Genomic DNA, 22,276 nt, shown 5'->3' with positions numbered 1-22,276 from the left:
CGCGGCTAAACCAAATAAAGGGAGTCATCGCGGGTGAATATGTCACTAATTAGCCTTAATACTTGTTCAATTTGAAGGTGTAAGTCTGATGCTAACTGCGTTAAAAATTTCTTATTTAGAACAATTAAATAGCAACATTTTTACCTGCCTACAGGACGTAAGTACCTAGGCGTTTACGGGACGCGGTAGCGGTGTTATCGACAAGGTTTTCTCGCCTCGAAATAGATCACTTAATTAAGATAATTGGTATTTTTTAGAAGCGGCCTCGTACATATGGCAAAAGCCTGTACTAGACAGGCTTTTCACGACTAAAAGCGGCGTCGAAAACTAACCGAATAGTTCGTCTTCCAATGTTTTACCATTGACTAAGGATTTGTAATGCCAGCCTTGTGCTCTGCATAACTGTAAAACATCAATATCAACTTGTTGACCGCTACGGTATTCAATAAGTATTGCACCACTTGCATTAAGCGATACATTCTCAACGCCCTGTAATGTCTTTAATTGTTCAACATGGCCATAGGTCCCTGTTTCTTTTAGCTTGACGGTCAAGGTGGCAAGTTCAGCTTGAGCAATACGATCAACCGCAGTTAGCTTCCCTTGTTGCAGGTGAAGTACCTGATCGCACAAGTCATCTAGCTCGACTAAGTCATGAGAGCTTAAAATAAAGGTAGTGTCAGATTGCAGTGTTCTAACTAAATTTCTGATCTCACGCGCATTTACCGGATCAAGGCCAGCGGTTGCTTCATCTAGTAGCACCACTTCTGGGCGAGAAAGTAGCGTTTGTGCGATGCAAATGCGTTTGCGCATGCCGTGTGATAATTCATGAGGTTTTGAATGAAAGCAGTCTTTAAGGTCGACCAGCTCAAGCACTCGGTGGGTTTCGTTTTCAGCCGTTTTTTTGTCCAACCCTTGGAGTTGTCCGTATAGGCACAATTGATTGCTAACTGAAAACCTAGGGTCAAGTTGAGCATCTTGAGGAAGGGCGGCAAGACGGCCAAATAACCCATCACTACCTGGTTTATGACCAAAAATACTAACACTTCCAGAATCCGCATTGAGATACCCGCAAAGTGTACTAAATAGCGTGGTTTTACCCGCACCATTGGGGCCTACTAGTGCGATTGGTGATCCTGCGTTGAGCGTAAACGAGACATTATCTAGCGCACGTTTTCTGCCGTATGTTTTAACGAGATCTTTCACTTCAATTATCATGGTCATAATGCGCGCCTTCTTAATAGTTCACAGCTAATTGCAATGAGTACCACACTATGGATAAGGGGGGTTGCAAAGCGAGTCAGGTTAATATTTTGGGCTATTGTTTCAGCGCCTTGGTATCCCGGGAAAAGGTAAAACAGGTATTCTGCGTATGCGCTGTACTCTAAGGCAAAAGCCACAATAGTTGCGAGTGTGATGTAGGCCAAAATAGCATAGATCATGCTCATTTTACTTGAGTTTGCAAAATGATTTGATACGGACATTAAGGCGATAAATGGCGCAGTGATCAGGGTGAGCTCCAATACAATGAGTGTGGCACGATGTAAACCACTTAACCATAAAGTAGGATCTCGAAGTACCATCAGAAGCCATGCACCGACGGCAGATATGGTGATTAACAAGAGTGTATTAAATAATTGTCCGAAAAAACGTCCGATAACAATTTCAGCACGGGTAGTACGCAGTGTTAAAAATCTAAGCGTACCCCGAGTTCTATCTTCTACGGTTTGATCAGCGCTAGCAAAAATAACAAACATAGGAAATAAAAAGATGGACCAAACTAGGTAGAGTGCGAGCTCCATTTCAGGCCATAGAGCAATTTTCTGCATGCCGACGACACCTGAAAAGCTCTGGATCATATTTTTGAAGTTGGGATCGCTTACAATGGATATCGCCTCAGCAATGGCATACCTCAGTATGGCATACCACACCAGCACAAAGGCGGCGATGGCTATCCAGCCACGCTTCGTTGCAAACAAGCGCTGCAACTCAAAGATGGCAATAAGGCCAATTCTTTTTATATTCATAATGATCCTTACAAGTGACAACACAAGTCCTCACTACCGAGCGGCAGGCTGACTTTGCCTTGAGCGTATATGATTGAAGTTAAAAAAGGAAGTTATAGAACTGTAACAAAATTAAACCAATAAAAAACGGGCACGATTGAGTGTGCCCGTTTCTAGCTTTTAATGATTAACAATTACCAGCCGCAATTACGGCCTTTATTTTGCTCATCTAGGTAGCTTTGTAATGGCGCAAAGTAGTCTAGTACTGCTGTGGCATCCATTTCATCCTTACCTGTTAGCGTTTTAAGTGCTTGCTGCCAAGGCTTGCTACTACCCATTTCGAGCATTGCATTTAAGCGCTCACCGGCAGCCTTTGAGTTGTATACTGAACAGCGATGGATCGCTTCTTCGCTACCTGCAATCTCACACAGAGATTTGTGGAATTGGAACTGCAGAATATGCGCTAAGAAGTAACGGGTGTAAGGCACATTACCAGGAACGTGATATTTTGCACCTGGATCAAAGTCAGCTTCACTACGTGAAACGGGAGCAGTAACCCCTTGATATTTCTCTCTTAAATCCCACCAAGCTTGGTTATATTCAGCAGGTGAAATCTCACCTGAGAAAACCTGCCAACGCCACTGGTCAACAAGTAGGCCAAATGGAATAAAGGCAACTTTATCCAGTGCCATCTTCATCAGTAGACCAATATCTTTTGATTCATCTGGCACCTTGTCTAATAAGCCGATTTGTTTTAAGTAACCCGGTGTTACCGATAGGGCAATAGTGTCACCAATTGCTTCATGGAAACCATCATTGGCACTTTCTTGGTAATATACAGGCTGCTGGTTATATGCGCGCTGATAGAAGTTGTGACCTAGCTCGTGGTGGATCACCGAGAACTCTTCTCCAGTACGCTGAATACACATCTTGATACGTAAATCGTCTTTAGCATCTAAGTTCCAAGCTGAGGCGTGACATTGTACGTCACGATCTTTTGGCTTAGTAAACAAAGAGCGTTCGTAGAAAGTTTCTGGTAACGGTGCAAAGCCCATAGAGGTGAAGAACTTCTCCGCACCTTTTACCATTTTGATTTCGTCATAATTATGCTGAGCAAGAAGGGCTGTCACGTCATAACCCGGATCTGCATTTTCTGGTGCCACTAAATCGTAAATATTACCCCAGCTTTGTGCCCACATATTACCCAGTAGGTGTGCAGGAATTGGTTTATCTTGAGGTACTTTGTCTTCGCCATATTTTTCACCTAGTTTGGCACGAACGTGACAATGAAGTGAGTCATAAAGAGGCTTTACTTGACCCCAAATGCGGTCTAGCTCTTTTGCAAAATCATCCGCTGGCATGTCGTATTTACTGCGCCACATGGCACCTGTGTCTGCATAGCCAAGCTCGTTTGCGCCCTCATTCGTGAGCACGACTTGCTTTTCATAGAGTGGACGCATTGGCTTTGAAACCTCACGCCAACCTTGCCATATATCAAGCAGCTCTTCGTAATTACGACTGTTAGCCATGGTTGCGGTCATGTCGCCTAAACTTAAGCAAGTGCTATCAGCTTTACAGTACTTCCCTTTACCGTACATGCCGTCTAATTCAGCGGTTAGCTTGGCAAGGGCCGCTGTTTTATCTGCGTCTTTAGGAGCAGGTAATGTTAGGTTTAGTTTTAATTTATCTAATTTACGACGGGTATCTTCACTCAAGTTCATACCGTCGAACTGCGCAGCTTGGTTGGCAAGAGTCACCAACGCTGCGGTGTATTCTTCATTGACATCTGCTGAAAGAGAAGCGGTATCATGAGTGATAAAGTTGGCATAGATCCATGCTGCGCGGCTAGAGCGATTATTCAGATCTACAAGTTGCGCTGACGCTTTATCTAAAAATGCAATCGCATCAGCTTCTGTGAAAGTTTTATTAGTAGTATCAGTAGATTTACAAGCAGAGAGTGCAAAAGTACTGGCAACGATAAGCGCGCCAACACTGAGTTTAAATCTTGGTTTCATAGTGATTCACTTGTTGTTTTGATTAATACATAGACCGCTGTTTGAGTGACGTTCTATGGGGTCTTTTGTTCTGCACCAGTTGAATTAACCTGCTCGCTATACTGAGGGTTAAAGCAATTGGTGTAAAACGGTGAAAATTCATTTTTCACTGTGGGCAGGATAATAGCAGGCCGTTTTTAAAACGACAATTTTACGATAAATAAATGGCGCGTATTTATGTGTGCGAGAGCAGCGAATAGGGATAAAAGTTGAGTTAGGCTAATAATTAACCATACTTATATATTCTACAGTATTAGTTCCGTGTTACAGGCTATCAAAGGGAGTGTATATGACGTTTATTTTACTGGTTATATTAGCCATTGTGGTGATTTTTTGCGTTCGTGATATTCGGGTAAAACTGATAAGCAAGCCACTATTTGATTACTTCAAGTCAGCGTTACCCGAATTATCTCAGACAGAACGAGAAGCAATGGAAGCGGGAAGTATTTGGTGGGACGGGGCGCTGTTTTCTGGAAAGCCTAATTGGCATAAGTGGCTCAGCAATGATAAACCTAAACTCAGCGATGATGAGCAAGCTTTTATAGATAATGAATTAAACACACTACTCAACATGCTAGATGAAGAAGCAATTGCTCAAGCCAATGACTTGCCGAACGAAGTCTGGCAATACCTAAAAGAAAAAGGTTTCTTCGCTTTTATTATCCCAAAATCGTATGGCGGACTTGAGTTTAGCGCCCAAGCTAATTCGACGATTGTTGCGAAGATAGCGAGTCGTAGCTTATCAACGGCAGTCACAGTTATGGTTCCTAACAGTTTGGGACCGGCTGAGCTGCTACTTCACTATGGAACAACTTCGCAGCAAGACTATTGGTTGCCGAAACTCGCTTCGGGAGAGGTACTCCCTTGTTTTGCCCTTACTTCACCTGAAGCTGGCTCCGATGCTGGTAGTATTCAAGATTATGCAGTGGTGTGTGAGCGAGAGTTTGAGGGCGCAAAGCAGCTAGGTCTTGCTGTAAGCTGGCAAAAGCGCTACATCACGCTTGCACCTGTTGCAGATGTATTGGGGCTGGCATTTAAAGTATACGACCCTGAACAAAGATTGTCTGAACAAGTTGAACTTGGGATAACCTGCGCGCTTATACCAACAGTACATCCGGGAGTAAAAATTGGAGATCGACATAGCCCGCTGGGGCAAGGTTTTATGAATGGTACCACCAGTGGTGAGGATGTATTCATTCCACTGTCATGGGTGATAGGCGAAGAGGCCGGAATTGGTAAAGGTTGGCGTATGCTTGTTTCTTGTTTGAGTGCCGGGCGGGGGATCTCATTACCTGCGTTAAGTGCAGGCACCGCGCACCTAAGTACGCGAACCAGCTCGGCCTATGCTAATGTCCGTCGTCAATTTGGTGTGCCAATAGCTGCATTTGAGGGGGTTCAGAGTGCTTTAGCAAGGGTTTATGGATATACATATCTTATCGAGGCGGTGAGACAAACAACAGCGTTGGCCATTGATTTAAAACAAAGCCCGTCTGTGGTTACTGCGATTGCGAAGTATCATTTGACCGAACATGCAAGAGTGGCATTAAACGATGCGATGGATATTCATGGTGGTAAAGCTATTCAAATGGGAAAGATGAACTATCTTGCTCGTAATTACATGGGAATGCCTATCTCTATTACCGTGGAAGGGGCAAATATTTTAACTCGTAGCCTGATGATATTTGGTCAAGGAGCAACGCGGTGTCATCCTTTCATATTAAAGGAAATGGAAATTGTGCAGCAAGAAGATAAAATTATTGCGCTCAAAGAGTTTGATGAGATCTTGTGTAAGCATTTACAACATACCTCGATTAATGGCGTAAAAGCGTTTTTCAATGGTTTTACTTTTGCGAGTTTTGAGCGTTCACCTGTAAGTGGAGATGTTGCACCTTACTATCGCCGTCTGACGTGGCTAAGCCAAGCACTGTCAGTATATAGTGATATTGCAATGCTAAAGCTGGCTGGCACACTCAAGCGTCGAGAAATGATTTCAGCTAAATTGGGCGATGTGTTGAGCTATCTGTATATGGCTTCTTGTGTATTGAAAAAGTATGAAGATGATGGCCGCCAACAAGGAGATTTACCTTTGGTTAAATTTGCAGTAGAGCACTGCCTATACGAAGCGAGCAATGCGATTTACGCATTTTGTGACAATTTTACCATTACACCTGTGAGCTTCTTATTCAAGCGCATTGCATTTCCCATTGGTAATTGGATTAAAGCACCGAGTGATACATTGGCAATTCAAGTTTGCGAACATGTATCAAAAAGCAATACCACTCGTGAGCGGATCTCACATTTATGTCCAGTGGTCAAACATTCAGCGGTAGACACGGTTGAACATGCCTTTATGCTAGAAAAAGCACATGCCCCTTTAATGGCAAAATATCGTAAGTGGTGTAAGCAAAATGCTGTTGATTTGAGGGGTAAATCCCTCGATGAGAAACTGAGCATGGCAACAACTGCTAACGTGGTAGACAACAAAGCGTCAGAAACTATTTTTTGTATTGAAACTTTGGTTGCACAGGCGGTGGCCGTAGATGCGAAGGAGGCATCCTCTTGATATTTAAGCAAACTGGGTCCGCTTTAAGCAATGAGTTGTCTGTAAAGACCTGCTGTGAAGGTGTTAATGGTGATAAGGGAGTAGGAATTAGATAACATAGCTAAATATACGGAAATCGATTAACGCTCTTAGATGCTTACTCATATCGCAAGTCCCCGACTAGGTTAGTCGGGGACTTTGTCATTCTGTCTATCGTGCGAATGGGTCTGCCAACACTTTATCTACATACCACTTACCCTTTTTACGAACCATACTGACGCTACGCATATCATCCACTTGTTCACCATGTAGTTGGCCAGTAAAAATGAGATTTATTTTTGCTGTATTACCATATTGTTCGCGAAGGCTTTGATTGGTCATGTCGACTTCGATTGTTACTTCATCGTACTGCATATTCACGAGGTTTCTAGCAAACTGAGAGGCTGTGCCATAAGAGCGCATGATCCTAGCGTGGCGAGGAGTTGAAATTTCCATCGCAGCATTTAAGTTTTTTTGATTATATAACGCGTCAAAATACATAGTTGCAGCATAGCCTGGGGTGTCTTTATCACCGCGAACGGCATCTTCATCAGAGCCGCATCCAGAAAGAAATAAAATTGCTAAAATTAAAACAACGACTTGCTTTAGGAGTGGCTTTGTCATGCTAAAATACACCATATGCAATATAAAATTATTCACAATAGTTTAAGTTTGTCTGCAATTGGTCGATATGTAAAGGCAGTAGTTGAAATAAATGCGTTGTACATAAAGGGTTTAAGATGTTTCGGTTGATGTGTGTGGTGTGTTTTGCTTGCTTTTTAATAGGTTGTGGCAGTCAACCTGAGATAAGTAAAGGGGTAACCAGTCAGTTGACACAAAACGGTGTGATAATTGGGCACTTTTCAAAAGATGGTGAGTGGACAGTCACACTTGACGGTAACGCTGACATTCAGATACACGACAATGCCGATCAATCCATTGTTTTTAAAGTGCCAAAAGACAAAGTTAAAACCCCAGTCAAGGCGCTACTTTTGTCCGATGATAAGAGTATGCTTATCATTGCTGGTGAAAACTTGATATCAATTTGGTCTGTTCCCAAACAAAAGCTTGTCACGAATGTACCGTTTGCTGGGGTTAGTCCACTTGCCTCAATCTCGTCATTGGCGTTATCTCACGATAATAAAAGGCTACTTGTTGCGATGGACGATGGTTCGGTAAATATGGCTGATTTATTCACCAAAATAAACAATCGTTTTATGCCGCACTCTAGACCTATCGAACATTTAGCATTTCATGAAAATGCAGAGTATTTTGTCACCGGTGCGCAAGATGGTTTAGTCGCGATGTGGCAGTTCGCTTCGCCAGAACCTGTGTATCAACATCAGTTCAATCACAGAGTTACTAGCCTGACAGTGAGTCCTGATGGTAAGCACCTTTTTGTTTCCGATGGCTTAAATGCGCAACATGTACTGGACTTTGAGTCAGGTAAGCTGATCAGCGAATTAAAATATATGGCGCGATTTAAAATGTTTAGAAAAGCTAAATTTATTTCTAATTCAGGCCTACTGGCTACTTCATCGTCTAAATCTCACTTGTCAATTTGGCGCTACGATAGTGGTGAAGAGCTTGGTACTTGGTCAATACGTACCGCTAATGAAGGCGCTACAGTTGTGGATATGTATGTACCGAACTCAAACACGCTGGTGACATTAAATAGTGATGGTATGTTGGAGACCTGGGCTGTTAACTTACTAGCTGAAAAGTAACAGCGCGCTGGACTGATTTATGGGTTAACAAAGTTTCGTGAGTGAGTTTCTGCTGTAACGTAAGCGTTTATTACTATTGCCCTCAAGTAAACGAGTGTGGTGTTAGCTCAAGTCTAAAACCAATTAACTTGAGCTAAGTGTGTGCGGTTATTAGGCTTGTTGAAACTCGTAAACACTGCCCAAATTAAGCAGTTGTGTCAGTTCGTCAAGCGCTGCGTAAGACTCGTGCAACAAACTGGGATCTGCTAAGTCTTGCTCTGTTACGCGATCACGATAGTGCTTGTTGACCCAAGCGCTGAGCTGAGCAAATTTGTCATCACTCATCATGATTTCAGGGTTAACAGCACGCAATTCTGTATCGTTAAGCGCCACTCGTAATCGTAAACATGCAGGTCCACCACCGTTTTGCATACTCTGACGCAAATCAAAAAAGCGTACTTGCGAGATAGGGTTATTCGCACCAAGCATATACTCTATGTAGGCCGCAACATTGGTATTTTTTGCACATTCTTCAGGTGCAACTAACATCATTTCACCTGATGGTAAGGTGATCAACTGTGAGTTAAATAAGTAACTTTTTACCGCATCTTCCACACTTACGGCGTGACTTGGCACTTCAACAATGTGCAACGGCTTTTCACCAATGTATGCTTGTCTGATTTTGGTCAAACTATTGGTTTGATCGATAAAGGCTTGATCATGACAAAATAGTACATTCTCATTACCTACAGCAATCACATCATTGTGGAACACGCCTTGGTCAATAACATTTGGGTTTTGCTGGATAAAAATTGCTTGTTTTTCATTTAATTGATGTAGCCTTGCAACAGCTTGACTCGCTTCAAGGGTTTGTCGTGCAGGGTATTTGCTGGGGCCTTTAATACTACTGTTAAAACCACTTGAGCCATAGACAAATAACTGAACACCTTGGCTTGCATGATCATCAGCTAAACGAGTATGGTTCGCGGCACCTTCGTCGCCAAAAAAGAGCTGTTCAGGTAAATGCTGATGGTGTGAAAAGTGTTGTTCATCAGCGAACATAGCGCGTAGTAAATTGGTTGTGGTGGTTGGTTCTATGGAGCGATGAAACTTACAGTTTAAATTAGCGCTGGTAAAATGAACTTTACCATCATTTGAGTCAATAGACGGTGACACAGTCGCAGCGTTTGCAGTCCACATTGCCGAAGCAGAATAGCAAGCACGTAGTAAAATTGGGTCGTGCTTATATGCTTTTTCTAATACTTGGGCATCAGTGCCTGAAAAGCCAACTCGGCGCAGTGGTGACAAACTTGGGCGCGCATGAGGGGCGAATATCCCTTGTTTTAAGCCGATGTCGTGCATCGCTTTCATTTTTTCAAGGCCTTGTAACGCCGCCTCTTTTGGATTTGAAATGCTGGTAGCGTTAGAAAGAGAGGCCACGTTACCGTAAGATAAACCGGCGTAGTTATGAGTTGGTCCTACTAAGCCATCGAAATTGACTTCATAAGTCATGAGTGCGATTCCTGTTGCAAATGGTTATAGACCTCTAGTATGAGGCGGTTTCGTCAGTTTTTAAAGTGATATGAATCAAAACAACAGCATAGCTAACAGCACTTTGTCATTTAACCTCTTGCTAGGCAGACTTTGATTGCAAATTCAGACCTCGTTGCCCACAATAGAGAGAGTTTTTGTTTTACCTCAGGGCAAACCATGGAAGTTGAACATCAGGAAATTGCCAACTTTTTAATCGCTTATCCGCCATTCTCGGATTTACCGCAGGAGGCACTACACCGCCTTGCAAGCCAAGTTGAAGTTGGCTATTACCGTGAGGGGAGTCGCATTCTGGAGTATGGTGAGCAAATCACTTACCTGTATGTGATCCGCTCTGGTGCTGTGGAATTATTCCGCCGCTCGGGTGAATTATACAATCGTATATCAGCAGGGGGGATCTTTGGTCAACGCGGTTTATTGATGAATCGTAAGGTTCGCTTTGGGGCGCAAAGCCTCGAAGATACATTAGTGTATTGCATTCCTGTGGGTGTATTTGATGAATACTGCGATGTCTATGAGGCATTTGCTGATTATTTTGAAGCTGATGACAATGCTAGGCTCAAAATAACAGTATCTGAGCAAGCAGATAGTAACGACTTAACCACTGCTAAAGTACGTAAACTATTGCTACGTGATGTGGTATACGTCGAACGTAATGCAACAGTGCAACAAGCTGCACAAGTGATGGCAACAGAGCAGGTTTCATCTTTACTAATTTATGATCCTGAAAAGCCTGTGGTAGAAGACCCCGATGAGGACGATGGTCAAGTTGTCGGGTTGATCAGCGATAGAGACTTGCGGGTAAACGTTGTTGCTAAAGGGCTTGACTATCAAACGCCGGTTTCTGAGATTATGTCTACCGATTTGGTGATTGTAGATTCTAATGCGTACGTATTTGAAGCCATGATGTTGATGCTCAAAGACAATGTTCATCATCTGCCTGTAGTTCATAAACGCAAACCAATTGGAGTTGTGGCGCTTTCTGATATTTTGCGTTATGAGTCACAAAGTAGTTTGCTATTTGTAAGAGGCTTGATGGATCAGCAAAGCGTTGAGGATCTTGCCAGTTATGCTAAACAGCTCCCTGCAATATTCACTCGCATGGTCAATGAAGATGCTAATTCACATATGATTGGCTCTGCTATGTCTATTATTGGTAAAACATTTAAACATAAATTGCTCGAGTTAGCAGAGGCAAAATTAGGACCCCCCCCGATCCCTTACTGTTTTATTGCTCTGGGCTCAATGGCTCGGGACGAGCAGCTAATTGTAACGGATCAGGATAACGCGTTGATCTTAGATGACGATTATAAACCTACAGAGCATGGAGTGTACTTTGAGCAACTCGCAAAATTTGTGTGTGACGGCCTTGCAAACTGCGGATATAAGTACTGTGATGGTGGCATTATGGCGACCAATCCTGCTTGGCGGTTAACATTTAGTCAATGGCAATCACAGTTTGAAAGTTGGATTGATAAGCCTAGTCCAGAAGCCTTACTCAATAGCTCAATTTTCTTTGACTTGGAAGGGGTATGGGGGGAAGTAAAGTGGGCGGAGAAGTTAACCGCATTTGTTAGTAAAAAGGCAAAAAGTACACCTAAATTTTTAGCGGCAATGGCGCATAATGCGCTAAGAAGAACACCACCACTTGGCTTTTTTAATGGCTTTGTTTTGGAGCAAGATGGTGAGCACAGACGGTCGATGAATATTAAACGACGTGGCACAGCACCACTTTCGGATTTGGTTCGTGTACATGCGCTTGGTGTTGGCTCTAAAAAACAAAACTCCTTTGAACGACTCGAAGATATTGACGAAGCAAATATACTTCCTAAAGGTAAAGTATTAGATCTACAAGCGGCACTTGAATACATCGCTATCATGCGTATTCGCCATCAAGCCTGGCAAATTGAGCAGGGTGAAAAGCCAGATAACAGTTTACCACCTGAAACACTCTCTGATTTTGAGCAGCGCAATTTGAAAGAAGCATTTGGTGTGTTAGACAAAGCGCAAAGCTTTTTAAAGTTTCGCTACCAAAATAAATCCATGATGAAATAGCGGTGTAAAGATGCAGGGTGAGATTATGTCATGGCCAAATCGCTTCGAGCATTTGGCAAAAGTGGCGAGAGATCCAAGACTTAAGTCATTTTATCAGCAAGGTGTGGTTGACCCCTATCAGCAATTGGGTCAGTGCGAATTTGTTGCGCTTGATTTTGAAACCACGGGGCTCAATCCAAATATCGATGACATAGTGAGTGTTGGCGTGGTGCCATTTGATTTGCGGCGGATCCGCGTAGCGCAAGCAAAGCACTGGTTAGTTAAACCAACGAGTCCACTTGCTAAAGAGTCTGTGGTACTTCATCGGATAACCCATTCTCAAGTTGAAAGCGCGCCAGATCTGGAGGATATTCTTGAGGAGGTGTTTGCGTCGCTTCATGGTAGAGTCATCGTGGTGCATTATCAGTTTGTCGAGAAGTCATTTTTTAACTCTGCGCTTATGGCAAGAGTAGATGAAGGAATTGAGTTTCCGGTCATTGATACAATGGAAATTGAGAAGTCAGCAATAAATAATACTAGAAACTGGCTTGATAAGCTTAAACGTAAACCCATTCCTTCAGTACGCTTAGCTGATTGCAGAAAGCGCTATGGGCTTCCATATTACCAGCCCCACCATGCTTTGTCCGATGCCTTGGCAACGGCAGAGTTACTTCAAGCCCAGGCTCAGTATTGTTTAGATCCATCAGATATGGTGAAGCGCTGGTGGAGCTAAATCCAAATAACAAAAAGGCGGAGCATACATCAAACTCCGCCTGTAATGGCATTAACGACTGTTAGCTTTTAGGCTCAGTCCTTAGCCCAAGGATCAAACTTACACACATCAGCAGTAGTACAAAGGTAAACGGCAAACCTGTAGAAATGGCACCCGCTTGCAGTGCTTCAATCGCCTCTTTACCACCGATCCACAGTAGCGCAGCCGCAATCGCACCCTCAATACTCGCCCAGAATATACGTTGTGGTACTGGCGCATCGATTTTACCGCCAGCGGTAATACTATCGATAACTAAAGAGCCTGAGTCTGACGAAGTAATAAAGAAAACCAGTACAAGTAAAATCGCAGTGAACGAGAGTAAATCACTCATAGGTAAGTTTTCAAACATCTGGAACATAGCTAAAGGCACTTCAGTTAAGCCATTTGTGCCAAGCGCACCAATGCCATTTTTTACCTGATCGATAGCAAGGCCACCATAAATTGACATCCAGATCACGGTTACCAATGTCGGGATTAATAATACTGCGGTGATAAACTCGCGTATGGTTCGTCCCTCTGACACACGAGCGATGAACATACCAACAAACGGTGACCAAGATATCCACCATGCCCAATAGAATACTGTCCAGCCTTGGAACCATGCCTCATCGTCACGCCCATGAGGGTTACTTAGCGGAATGATATTTTCAATATAAGCCATTAAAGTTGTCGGAATATTACCCAAGGCAATTGCAAAACCTGCGATACCAACGAATAGTAATAATGCAAAGGCTATTAGCATATTAATGTTACTGAGTAATTTTACTCCGCCATCAATACCGCGGACAACGGAAATAATCGCCAAGACAGTTACGCCCGCGATCACGGCAATTTCAAGGCTAAGTCCTGCCTCTATACCAAATACATGCTGGATCCCAGCACCAGCTTGTTGTGCACCCAAACCAAGTGACGTCGCAAGACCAAACAAGGTAGCAAGTACAGCAAGAATATCAATGATATGCCCAGGCCAACCCCATGCTCTATCTCCTAAGATAGGATAAAAGATAGAGCGGATCGACAGCGGTAGTCCCTTGTTGTAGGCAAAAAATGCTAGGGAAAGTGCAACCACTGCGTAAATTGCCCAAGGGTGTAAGCCCCAATGATACATGGTCGCGCCCATGGCAAGTTCGGCAGCTTCAGGGGTATTAGCTGCAACATTCAATGGCGTTTCATACCAGCCAGTATAATATGCTACAGGTTCAGCGACGCCCCAAAACATTAGGCCTATCCCCATACCTGCGGCAAATAACATAGCAAGCCAAGATGCTCGGCTATAACTAGGCTTGGCATTTTCACCGCCTAAGCGTATCTTTCCGTAGGGGGAAAGCACAAGTACTAGACAGAATAAGACAAAGAAGTTCCCCGACCACATAAATAGCACATCAAAATTACCTATGATGTCCCACTTGATGCCATCAAGCGTGGTTTTCGCTGTATTTGCATCGACCAATAATACAGCAATTAAAAAAGCTAATATTAATCCTGCACTTACGCCAAACACGGGGTTATGTACATCAAACCCCCACTTTTGCACGTTGTCTTGCCCAACGGTGTAGTCCGTATTATCGATGCTGTATTTATCGTGGTTATTGCCCATGATACCCTCTTGTTGTTCTCATCGTGATAAGACATCAAGCTGACATAGTAGTTATACCACTTTGTCTTACTACTTGCTCAATTTGAAGAAGTAAGTCTGACGCTAACCGCGTTAGAAATTTTGTACCTACATGGATGTAGGTATCTTGGCGATAGCAGGGCGCTGTAGCGGTGTTATCGACAAGACTTTCTCGTCTCAAAATAGCAAGTTTATTAAGATAATTGGTATAAGTTAAAAATTACGCACTATACAATAACAATTCGACATAAACTAAATAGGCAGTGAAACAAAGAAAACTGTGACCTTTAACACCAGTCAATAGCTATTTGCAATGGCTTCGTTAACCACGAAACCTACTATCACTCGCTGTTACGTCATACCCTTTAAGTTACAAAAAATTTTGCCCAGTCTAGATTATTTGGCGTTCTCACTCGATCAATACATTTCAATTGCATCAAAAGAATGGCTCCACGCACCTGTGATGGGTTTATGTTAGTTACAGTGACAGTATATTGCCTCAATACTTGTAATTAAGATAAACCAACCGAACTGCTATGCTAATGAGATTAAAACATCAATCTACTTACCAACTCGCCTTATACAAGAGCATGTAATTAAGCAAATTGGAATTACGTCAACTTGATAATCAGTCGATGCTAATACCAATTAGACTTAATATTTGCTCAATTTTGAGGAGTAAATCTGACGCTAACTGCGTTAAAAATTTCTTATTTAGAATAACTAAATAGCAAAACTTTTGCCTAGTTATCGACAAAATTTTCTCGCCTTAAAATAGACCACTTAATTAAGATAATTGGTATGAAAAGCAACAACTCTTTACGTCTTGGTCGTACCGGAAAGCAAATGCGCAATACCAGTAAAACCTACGCTTACTAGTTTAGGGGGTGAGATTGAAAAGTAAATGGTTACTGAATTTTTTATTTAAAAATCATCGTATTCATCAACTAGACATACAGAGTGAGGTAATACCAATTTGACTTAATACTTGCTCAATTTGAAGGAGTAAATCTGACGCTAACAGCGTTAAAAGTTTCTTATTTAGAACAACTAAATAGCAAAATTTTTGCCTTGCCTACAGGACGTAGGTACCTCGGCGTGAGCAGGACGCGGAAGCGGTGTTATCGACAAGATTTTCTCACCTCAAAATAGACCACTTAATTAAGAAAATTGGTATAAAGTGAAGTTTTTTTAATGAGAACAAGAAAAAAAACCCCTCTTGCGAGGGGTTTTGGGTAACTCAGCGCCTTTGGCACTGGGAATGAGGTCGGTACATTTTTGGGTAATGTGGCGGCTTATTAAGCCTCAAACTGCATCTCAGGAATATCGCCATCAACGATAAGTTTACCCGCAGTTTTGCTGATTATTTCATCAACACTAACACCCGGTGCGCGTTCTAGCAAATGGAATGCGCCATCTTTTACTTCTAACACAGCCAAATCAGTGACAATTTTCTTTACACAGTTCACGCCAGTAAGCGGGAGTGTGCATGATTCAAGTAGCTTAGAGTCGCCGTGTTTACTAGCATGGGTCATGGTCACTATGATGTTGCGCGCACCAGCAACTAAATCCATTGCACCACCCATGCCTTTGATTAATTTTTTCGGGATCATCCAAGACGCGATATTGCCTTGCTGATCAACTTCAAATGCACCTAGTACCGTTAAGTCTACATGACCACCACGGATCATGGCAAAGCTTTCTGCACTATTAAAAATTGCTGCACCCGTCGCAGCTGTCACGGTTTCTTTACCAGCGTTTATCATATCAGCGTCAACTTGGTCTTCGGTTGGGTAGGGACCCATGCCTAGCAAGCCATTTTCTGATTGCAGCATTACTTCAATGCCGCTAGGTACATAGTTAGCAACTAAGGTTGGAATGCCTATGCCTAAGTTTACGTAGTAACCATCTTCTAGCTCTTGCGCCACGCGCATCGCAATTTGTTCACGATTTAAACCCATGATTGCCTCCTATTTGCGCGTTGTGACACGTTCAATACGTTTTTCAAAGTCACCTTTGATCACGCGATTGACATAAATGCCCGGGGTGTGGATTTGGCTCGGCTCAAGCTCGCCGGGCTCCACAATCTCTTCTACTTCCGCTACCGTGATTTTCCCAGCTGTTGCCGCCATCGGGTTAAAGTTCATTGCGGTATGGCGAAATACTAAGTTGCCATAGCGGTCAGCTTTCCACGCTTTAACAATAGCGAACTCACCGGTGATCGACTCTTCTAAAATATACGGCCGGCCATCAAATTCCTTTACTTCTTTACCTTGTGCGACAGGTGTGCCATAACCTGTTGCTGTGTAAAAAGCTGGGATCCCAGCACCACCAGCACGCATTTTCTCTGCAAGCGTCCCTTGTGGTGTCAACTCAACGTCGATAATGCCGTCAAGAAGTTGCTGTTCAAACAGCGCATTTTCACCGACATAAGATGCAATGATTTTCTTAATCTGACGATCTTTAAGCAAAATACCTAGGCCAAAATCATCGACACCACAATTGTTCGAAACTACAGTCAATTCTTTTGTTTGCATGCGCTTAATTTCTGCAATTAAGCCTTCTGGAATACCACACAAGCCAAAGCCACCTGCGATGATGGTATCACCATCTTTCAGACCTGCCATCGCTTCGCTGTAGCTTGATACGACTTTATCGAAACCGGCCATAAGCCCACTCCTAATGATGTTATTGTTTTAAGATTGACAAGTTTGTTTGAGTGCCAACGACACTTTACTGCTTGGTGTCTTGCCTAGTGCATCACAAATTGTCCATCCTGCTTTTGCTAGTCTTTCTAAATCAATTCCACACTCAATGCCAAGCCCTTGCAGCAAGTAAACTACATCCTCAGTGGCAACATTTCCTGACGCACCTTTGGCGTAAGGGCAACCACCGAGCCCTGCAACGGCGCTATCAACAGTCGCGATCCCCATTTGTAGAGCAGTGTGAATATTCGTTAAAGCTTGCCCGTAAGTATCATGGAAATGCACTGCAAGCTTGTCAGCTGGGATATGTTGTAGTAACAAGGTGAGTAACTGTTGAACTTTTTTAGGCGTACCAACACCGATAGTGTCACCTAGGCTAATTTCATAACAACCAAGTGACAACAATTGTTTACATACCGCTAAAACTTGCTCTGGTTGTACAGCTCCTTGATATGGGCAGCCAACAACACAGCTTACATAACCTCTTACTTTTATGTTGTTTTTTTGTGCAAGGTCAACAACGGGGCGAAAGCGCTCAATACTTTGTTCAATCGTGCAGTTGATGTTTTTTTGGGTGAACGCTTCACTGGCTGCTGTAAAAATAGCAAATTCGTCAACCTGATTCTCAAGTGCAAGCTCGGCGCCTTTGAGGTTTGGCGTCAGCGCACTTATTTCAACTTCATCACTACGCGTAAAGCCTTGAATAACCGCAGCTGAGTCAGCCATTTGTGGCACCCATTTGGGTGACACAAATGCACCAGCTTCAATGTGCTTGAGGCCAGCGTTTTTGAGTGCATTAACCAGCGCTATTTTAGCTTCAGTGGCAACACTGACCTCATTTTGTAAGCCATCCCGTGCACCCACTTCTACAATTTTTACGCGAGCCGGATAGTCAGCCATTAGTCTTGCTCCTCAACAATCGCCAGCATATCGCCATGACTGACCAACTCGCCTTCTGCAAAGCAGTATGAAGTCAGCTTGCCATCGAAAGGTGCATTGAGGGTATATTCCATCTTCATGGCTTCTATAATCACTACAGCATCACCTTTGCTGACTTGGGTGCCGACGGACAATAAATGCTTAACGACAGTGCCGTTTAATGGGGCAGCCAAAGGCGCAGCTTCGTGCTCATGATCGCTAATATAATGCTTTGACTTAAGCTCAACGGTATGTTGATGAGGGCCATACATAATGGTAATGGCGGTTTCGGTAACAACCGCACTTGCGCGTAATCGGGCACCATCAATGACTACCGTTAACTGGTGTCCTTCTAATTTACATTCAACATGATGGATTTGCTCGTTAAACGAAATCTTCCAACCATCTTGAGATTGATAGGCACAGGCAGCATGATCCACAAATGGCAAATCAACTTTCGCGGTTTGATTAAGTCTAAAGCCTAAGTTTCCCCACACCGTCTTTTTACATGGTTGTTGGTGGCTAAGATAGGCTGCACCTGCTAGTAGCACCATTTTATCCAACGGCGTATTCGATTGAGTTAGTACCTCAGTTTGCGTATCAATAAAGTGGGTATCTGGTGCACCGGTTGTAAAAGTAGGGTGTCCAGCTAGGTGGTGCAAAAAGGCGATATTGGATTTTAAACCACACAGATGGACTTGCTCTAAACTCGATTTTAGTTTGAGTAATGCTTGCTCGCGGTTTTTGCCGTGAGCAATCAGCTTTGCGATCATAGGATCGTAAAACGGGCTGATCTCATCGCCTTGCTGCACGCCTGTGTCAATTCTTACGCCATCTTTGGCTTCAGGAAAGCTAAGGTGAGCTAGTACACCTGAAAACGGCATGAAGTTCTCTTCAGGATCTTCTGCGTAAATACGTGCTTCAAAGCTATGACCAGATAACGAAACCTGCTGTTGAGTCAGCGGTAGCGGTTCACCCGCCGCGACCATTAATTGCAATTCGACTAAGTCAAGACCAGTTACCATTTCTGTTACTGGGTGCTCTACTTGTAGCCGAGTATTCATCTCCATAAAGAAAAATTCATCACCACAGAGTAAGAATTCCACAGTACCAGCGCCGCGGTAATTAATCGCCTGCGCACAGCGTACTGCTGCTTCACCCATGGCTTTGCGCATCGCATCACTTAAACCTGGTGCGGGCGCTTCTTCAATCACTTTTTGGTGGCGACGCTGTAGTGAACAGTCCCTGTCACCGAGATAAACACAGTTACCGTGGCTATCAGCGAAAACTTGTACTTCAACATGACGAGGTTTATCTACAAAGCGTTCAAGCAGTACTAAGTCATTGCCAAAACTTGCCGCCGCTTCACGTTTAGCCCCATGTAGAGCGGATAGAAACTCGCTACTCTCACGTACCACGCGCATGCCTTTACCGCCGCCGCCGTATGCGGCTTTGATAAGTACCGGAAAACCGATTTTTTCCGCTTCGGCTTGTAAGAAATCATCTTCTTGTTTGTCACCATAATACCCAGGAACTAGAGGCACATTGGCGTCATTCATGATTTCCTTGGCACGGGTCTTTGAACCCATCGCTTCGATTGAACTTGCCAGCGGACCAATAAACGCAATATCCGCCGCCTCACACGCTTTGGCAAATACTTCATTTTCAGATAAGAACCCGTAGCCTGGATGAATACAATCCACATCAGCAGCCTTTGCCACTTCAAGGATTTTTTCTGCCACCAAATAAGACTCTTTACTTGGTGCCGGACCAATGTGGTAAGCTTCATCAGCGGCCTTAACGTGCATCGCATTGGCGTCAGCATCAGAGTAAACCGCTACAGTGGTTAGTCCCATTTTCTTCGCGGTACGCATCACGCGACAGGCAATTTCACCCCGGTTTGCGACTAGAATTTTAGTTAGCATATTGACTCCTATTCGTGCGCGGCGTTTTGCCAGCGTGGCGCACGTTTATCGAAAAAGGCACTAAGACCTTCTTGCCCTTCTTCACTGACTCTAATCTCAGCAATACGCTTTGCTGTATGGGTGATCAACGCTTCGTTGATTTCGTTGCCTGCAACTTCGTTGATAAGTGCTTTGGCATTTTTAACCGCAGCAGGGCCATTATTTAGCAGCAGCTGTGTGAAGTCAGACTCACTTTTAACTAAATCGTCACTGAGCTCATGGATTAATCCCATTTCAAGAGCTTTTTCAGCGTTGAATACCTCAGCAGTTAAAAAGTAGCGTCTTGCTTGGCGCTCACCAATGGCTTTTATAACATAAGGACTAATCACAGCCGGAATAAGGCCAAGCTTGACTTCACTTAAACAGAATTTGGAGTTGTGCTGTGCAATGGCGATGTCACAACAGGCGATTAATCCTAGTGCACCGCCAAAAGCAGCCCCTTGCACTAGGCATAATGTCGGGTGGGGACAAGTAGCTAAAACCTGCATTAATTTGGCAAGTTCTAGTGAGTCTGCGACGTTTTCGTCGTAGTTATTGTCTGCCATGGATTTCATCCATGCCAGATCAGCGCCAGCTGAAAAGTGTTTGCCTTCGGTTTTAAATATCAAAGCGCGCACATCCAGGCCGCTGGCATAGTCGATATTTTTGATAAGTTCGGCAATCACCTCTGCATTAAAGGCATTGTGTTTTTCTGGGCGACTTAGCTCTAAGATCGCCACTTTGTTTTTTGTTATCGTTAAAGTGACAGGCATCGGTGCTCCTTACATTCTGAATACGCCAAATTTAGACTCTTTTTGCGGCGCATTACTTGCTGCCTCTAATGCAAGACCAAGTACAGTGCGTGTATCCGCAGGGTCTATAACGCCATCGTCCCAAAGCCGAGCACTCGCGTAGTAGGGGTGGCCTTGTTTTTCGTATTGCTCAATGATCGGTTTTTTAAACTCGCTCACTTCGGCATCACTCATGCTAAGCCCTTTGCGCGCTAAACCATCTTGTTTTACCTGTGTTAATACACCTGCAGCTTGTTCGCCACCCATCACAGAGATCCGTGCATTTGGCCACATCCACATCATGGTTGGTTCGTATGCTCTACCACACATACCATAGTTACCAGCACCGTATGAGCCGCCAATTAATACCGTAAATTTAGGCACATCAGCACAGGAAACCGCTGTAACCATTTTGGCGCCATGTTTGGCAATACCTTCAGCTTCGTATTTTTGGCCGACCATAAATCCAGTAATGTTCTGTAAAAACAGTAGTGGAATATTGCGCTGTGCACAGAGCTGAATAAAGTGTGCTCCTTTTTGTGCAGATTCAGAAAAGAGAATACCGTTGTTTGCTACGATCCCCACAGGGTGACCATAAATCTCGGCAAAACCAGTCACTAGCGTTTCACCAAAGTAGCGCTTAAATTCATCAAACTGCGAGTCATCGACGATACGGGCAATGACTTCACGGACATCGAACGGTTTTTTCAGATCTGTGCCGACAATGCCATATACCTCACTGATATCATAACGTGGCGGTTTGGCATCTTGGAGTAGTGGCCTCGTAGGGCGCTGATGATTAAGTCGCGATATACATTGTCTTGCGATAGACAGTGCATGTTCATCATTTTCTGCATAGTGATCGGCAACGCCTGACACTTTACAATGCACATCTGCGCCGCCTAAGTCTTCTGCACTCACTTCTTCGCCTGTGGCCGCTTTAACAAGTGGCGGGCCTGCTAAGAAAATCGTGCCTTGTTCTTTAACGATAATACTTTCATCAGCCATTGCTGGCACATAGGCGCCGCCTGCGGTACATAATCCCATAACCACAGCAATTTGCGGGATCCCTTTAGCAGACATACGAGCCTGATTATAAAATATCCGACCAAAATGCAGCTTGTCTGGAAATACTTCATCTTGCTCTGGCAAGTTTGCGCCACCTGAGTCTACTAAATAGATACACGGAAGGTGGCAGCGCTCAGCGATTTCTTGTGCTCGTAGGTGTTTCTTGACCGTCAGTGGAAAGTAAGTCCCACCTTTGACTGTCGCATCATTTGCCACAATCATACACTCAACACCTTTCACGCGTCCGATCCCTGCAACGACACCGGCACAGGGAATATCTTGTTCATAAACACCAAAAGCGGCGAACTGGCCGATTTCTAAAAATGGTGAGCCTTCGTCGAGTAAAGTTTCAATGCGGTCGCGGACAAATAACTTACCACGACTTTGATGACGAGCGATGAGTGCTTCACCGCCACCTTGGCTTAGTGTCGCCACTTTATCTTTAAGATCAGCAACCAGCGATGTCATGGCATCGCTGTTTGCTTTGAATTGCGGATCATGAGGATTAACCGCAGAATTTAGTACCGTCATACAG

General features: G+C 43.8%; 16 protein-coding genes. 4 read left to right on the top strand and 12 right to left on the bottom strand.

What is annotated here, in order from left to right:
• Window positions 1-327: 327 nt before the first annotated feature.
• The 3 genes from HUZ36_RS01415 to HUZ36_RS01405 form a co-directional block, all read right to left on the bottom strand.
• Window positions 328-1,221 carry an ABC transporter ATP-binding protein gene (locus HUZ36_RS01415; RefSeq protein ID WP_176031820.1) on the bottom strand — a complete coding sequence of 298 codons (894 nt, stop codon included), beginning with the start codon at window positions 1,219-1,221 and terminating at the stop codon, window positions 328-330.
• On the bottom strand, window positions 1,218-2,024 hold the full coding sequence (locus HUZ36_RS01410; protein ID WP_176031819.1) for an ABC transporter permease subunit: 807 nt from the start codon (window positions 2,022-2,024) through the stop codon (window positions 1,218-1,220). The genes HUZ36_RS01415 and HUZ36_RS01410 overlap by 4 nt, the downstream gene beginning before the upstream one ends.
• A 173-nt stretch (window positions 2,025-2,197) precedes the next feature.
• On the bottom strand, window positions 2,198-4,018 hold the full coding sequence (locus HUZ36_RS01405; protein ID WP_176031818.1) for a M2 family metallopeptidase: 1,821 nt from the start codon (window positions 4,016-4,018) through the stop codon (window positions 2,198-2,200).
• A gap of 328 nt (window positions 4,019-4,346) precedes the next feature.
• Between HUZ36_RS01405 and HUZ36_RS01400 the strand changes: the two genes are divergently transcribed.
• Entirely contained in the window at window positions 4,347-6,620 is a 2,274-nt protein-coding gene (locus HUZ36_RS01400) for an acyl-CoA dehydrogenase (protein WP_176031817.1), read from the top strand.
• Window positions 6,621-6,809: 189 nt separating this feature from the next.
• On the opposite strand, the gene HUZ36_RS01395 is transcribed toward HUZ36_RS01400, so the two are convergent.
• A complete protein-coding gene (locus tag HUZ36_RS01395) occupies window positions 6,810-7,262 on the bottom strand; it encodes a hypothetical protein (RefSeq protein WP_147390461.1) in 453 nt (150 codons plus the stop codon).
• Window positions 7,263-7,378: 116 nt separating this feature from the next.
• On the opposite strand from HUZ36_RS01395, the gene HUZ36_RS01390 reads away from it, so the two are divergent.
• Entirely contained in the window at window positions 7,379-8,365 is a 987-nt protein-coding gene (locus HUZ36_RS01390; protein ID WP_147390462.1) for a WD40 repeat domain-containing protein, read from the top strand.
• A 150-nt stretch (window positions 8,366-8,515) separates the two neighbouring features.
• On the opposite strand, the gene astB is transcribed toward HUZ36_RS01390, so the two are convergent.
• Window positions 8,516-9,856, bottom strand: coding sequence for an N-succinylarginine dihydrolase (gene astB / locus HUZ36_RS01385; RefSeq protein WP_176031816.1), 1,341 nt, complete (start codon window positions 9,854-9,856; stop codon window positions 8,516-8,518).
• A gap of 198 nt (window positions 9,857-10,054) precedes the next feature.
• Here astB and HUZ36_RS01380 point away from each other — a divergent pair, with 198 nt between their 5' ends.
• Window positions 10,055-11,950 carry a DUF294 nucleotidyltransferase-like domain-containing protein gene (locus tag HUZ36_RS01380; RefSeq protein WP_176031909.1) on the top strand — a complete coding sequence of 632 codons (1,896 nt, stop codon included), beginning with the start codon at window positions 10,055-10,057 and terminating at the stop codon, window positions 11,948-11,950.
• A gap of 10 nt (window positions 11,951-11,960) precedes the next feature.
• Entirely contained in the window at window positions 11,961-12,662 is a 702-nt protein-coding gene (locus HUZ36_RS01375) for a 3'-5' exonuclease (protein WP_128732809.1), read from the top strand.
• A gap of 61 nt (window positions 12,663-12,723) precedes the next feature.
• Here the strand turns inward: HUZ36_RS01375 and HUZ36_RS01370 are convergent, their stop codons facing one another.
• The 7 genes from HUZ36_RS01370 to HUZ36_RS01340 all read right to left on the bottom strand — a co-directional run bounded on the left by HUZ36_RS01370 (window position 12,724) and on the right by HUZ36_RS01340 (window position 22,272).
• Complete coding sequence (locus tag HUZ36_RS01370) at window positions 12,724-14,298, bottom strand: BCCT family transporter (protein ID WP_128732808.1); 1,575 nt, start codon at window positions 14,296-14,298, stop codon at window positions 12,724-12,726.
• A 1,316-nt stretch (window positions 14,299-15,614) separates the two neighbouring features.
• Window positions 15,615-16,277 (bottom strand): CoA transferase subunit B, encoded by a 663-nt coding sequence (locus HUZ36_RS01365; protein ID WP_125254337.1) that lies wholly within the window; start codon window positions 16,275-16,277, stop codon window positions 15,615-15,617.
• 9 nt (window positions 16,278-16,286) lie between these two features.
• Window positions 16,287-16,985 (bottom strand): CoA transferase subunit A, encoded by a 699-nt coding sequence (locus HUZ36_RS01360; RefSeq protein ID WP_125254336.1) that lies wholly within the window; start codon window positions 16,983-16,985, stop codon window positions 16,287-16,289.
• A gap of 27 nt (window positions 16,986-17,012) precedes the next feature.
• Entirely contained in the window at window positions 17,013-17,921 is a 909-nt protein-coding gene (locus HUZ36_RS01355; RefSeq protein ID WP_176031815.1) for a hydroxymethylglutaryl-CoA lyase, read from the bottom strand.
• Window positions 17,921-19,864, bottom strand: coding sequence for an acetyl/propionyl/methylcrotonyl-CoA carboxylase subunit alpha (locus HUZ36_RS01350; protein ID WP_176031814.1), 1,944 nt, complete (start codon window positions 19,862-19,864; stop codon window positions 17,921-17,923). The genes HUZ36_RS01355 and HUZ36_RS01350 overlap by 1 nt, the downstream gene beginning before the upstream one ends.
• Before the next feature lie 8 nt (window positions 19,865-19,872).
• On the bottom strand, window positions 19,873-20,655 hold the full coding sequence (locus HUZ36_RS01345) for an enoyl-CoA hydratase-related protein (protein ID WP_125254333.1): 783 nt from the start codon (window positions 20,653-20,655) through the stop codon (window positions 19,873-19,875).
• A gap of 9 nt (window positions 20,656-20,664) precedes the next feature.
• Complete coding sequence (locus HUZ36_RS01340; protein WP_176031813.1) at window positions 20,665-22,272, bottom strand: carboxyl transferase domain-containing protein; 1,608 nt, start codon at window positions 22,270-22,272, stop codon at window positions 20,665-20,667.
• Window positions 22,273-22,276: the final 4 nt, after the last annotated feature.

The organism is Pseudoalteromonas sp. McH1-7 (assembly GCF_013366255.1).
GTDB classification, from domain to species: domain Bacteria; phylum Pseudomonadota; class Gammaproteobacteria; order Enterobacterales; family Alteromonadaceae; genus Pseudoalteromonas; species Pseudoalteromonas peptidolytica.
The sequence above is the reverse complement of the archived record's forward strand: the minus strand, read 5'-3'. Positions and strand labels throughout refer to the sequence as shown.

Coding starts and splice junctions, on each gene's coding strand:
- HUZ36_RS01365 (WP_125254337.1), bottom strand. CDS start 16,277: ATGGGTTTAAATCGTGAACAAATTGCGATGCGCGTGGCGCAAGAGCTA.
- HUZ36_RS01400 (WP_176031817.1), top strand. CDS start 4,347: ATGACGTTTATTTTACTGGTTATATTAGCCATTGTGGTGATTTTTTGC.
- astB (WP_176031816.1), bottom strand. CDS start 9,856: ATGACTTATGAAGTCAATTTCGATGGCTTAGTAGGACCAACTCATAAC.
- HUZ36_RS01415 (WP_176031820.1), bottom strand. CDS start 1,221: ATGACCATGATAATTGAAGTGAAAGATCTCGTTAAAACATACGGCAGA.
- HUZ36_RS01405 (WP_176031818.1), bottom strand. CDS start 4,018: ATGAAACCAAGATTTAAACTCAGTGTTGGCGCGCTTATCGTTGCCAGT.
- HUZ36_RS01350 (WP_176031814.1), bottom strand. CDS start 19,864: ATGCTAACTAAAATTCTAGTCGCAAACCGGGGTGAAATTGCCTGTCGC.
- HUZ36_RS01345 (WP_125254333.1), bottom strand. CDS start 20,655: ATGCCTGTCACTTTAACGATAACAAAAAACAAAGTGGCGATCTTAGAG.
- HUZ36_RS01410 (WP_176031819.1), bottom strand. CDS start 2,024: ATGAATATAAAAAGAATTGGCCTTATTGCCATCTTTGAGTTGCAGCGC.
- HUZ36_RS01395 (WP_147390461.1), bottom strand. CDS start 7,262: ATGACAAAGCCACTCCTAAAGCAAGTCGTTGTTTTAATTTTAGCAATT.
- HUZ36_RS01370 (WP_128732808.1), bottom strand. CDS start 14,298: ATGGGCAATAACCACGATAAATACAGCATCGATAATACGGACTACACC.
- HUZ36_RS01380 (WP_176031909.1), top strand. CDS start 10,055: ATGGAAGTTGAACATCAGGAAATTGCCAACTTTTTAATCGCTTATCCG.
- HUZ36_RS01340 (WP_176031813.1), bottom strand. CDS start 22,272: ATGACGGTACTAAATTCTGCGGTTAATCCTCATGATCCGCAATTCAAA.
- HUZ36_RS01390 (WP_147390462.1), top strand. CDS start 7,379: ATGTTTCGGTTGATGTGTGTGGTGTGTTTTGCTTGCTTTTTAATAGGT.
- HUZ36_RS01375 (WP_128732809.1), top strand. CDS start 11,961: ATGCAGGGTGAGATTATGTCATGGCCAAATCGCTTCGAGCATTTGGCA.
- HUZ36_RS01355 (WP_176031815.1), bottom strand. CDS start 17,921: ATGGCTGACTATCCGGCTCGCGTAAAAATTGTAGAAGTGGGTGCACGG.
- HUZ36_RS01360 (WP_125254336.1), bottom strand. CDS start 16,985: ATGGCCGGTTTCGATAAAGTCGTATCAAGCTACAGCGAAGCGATGGCA.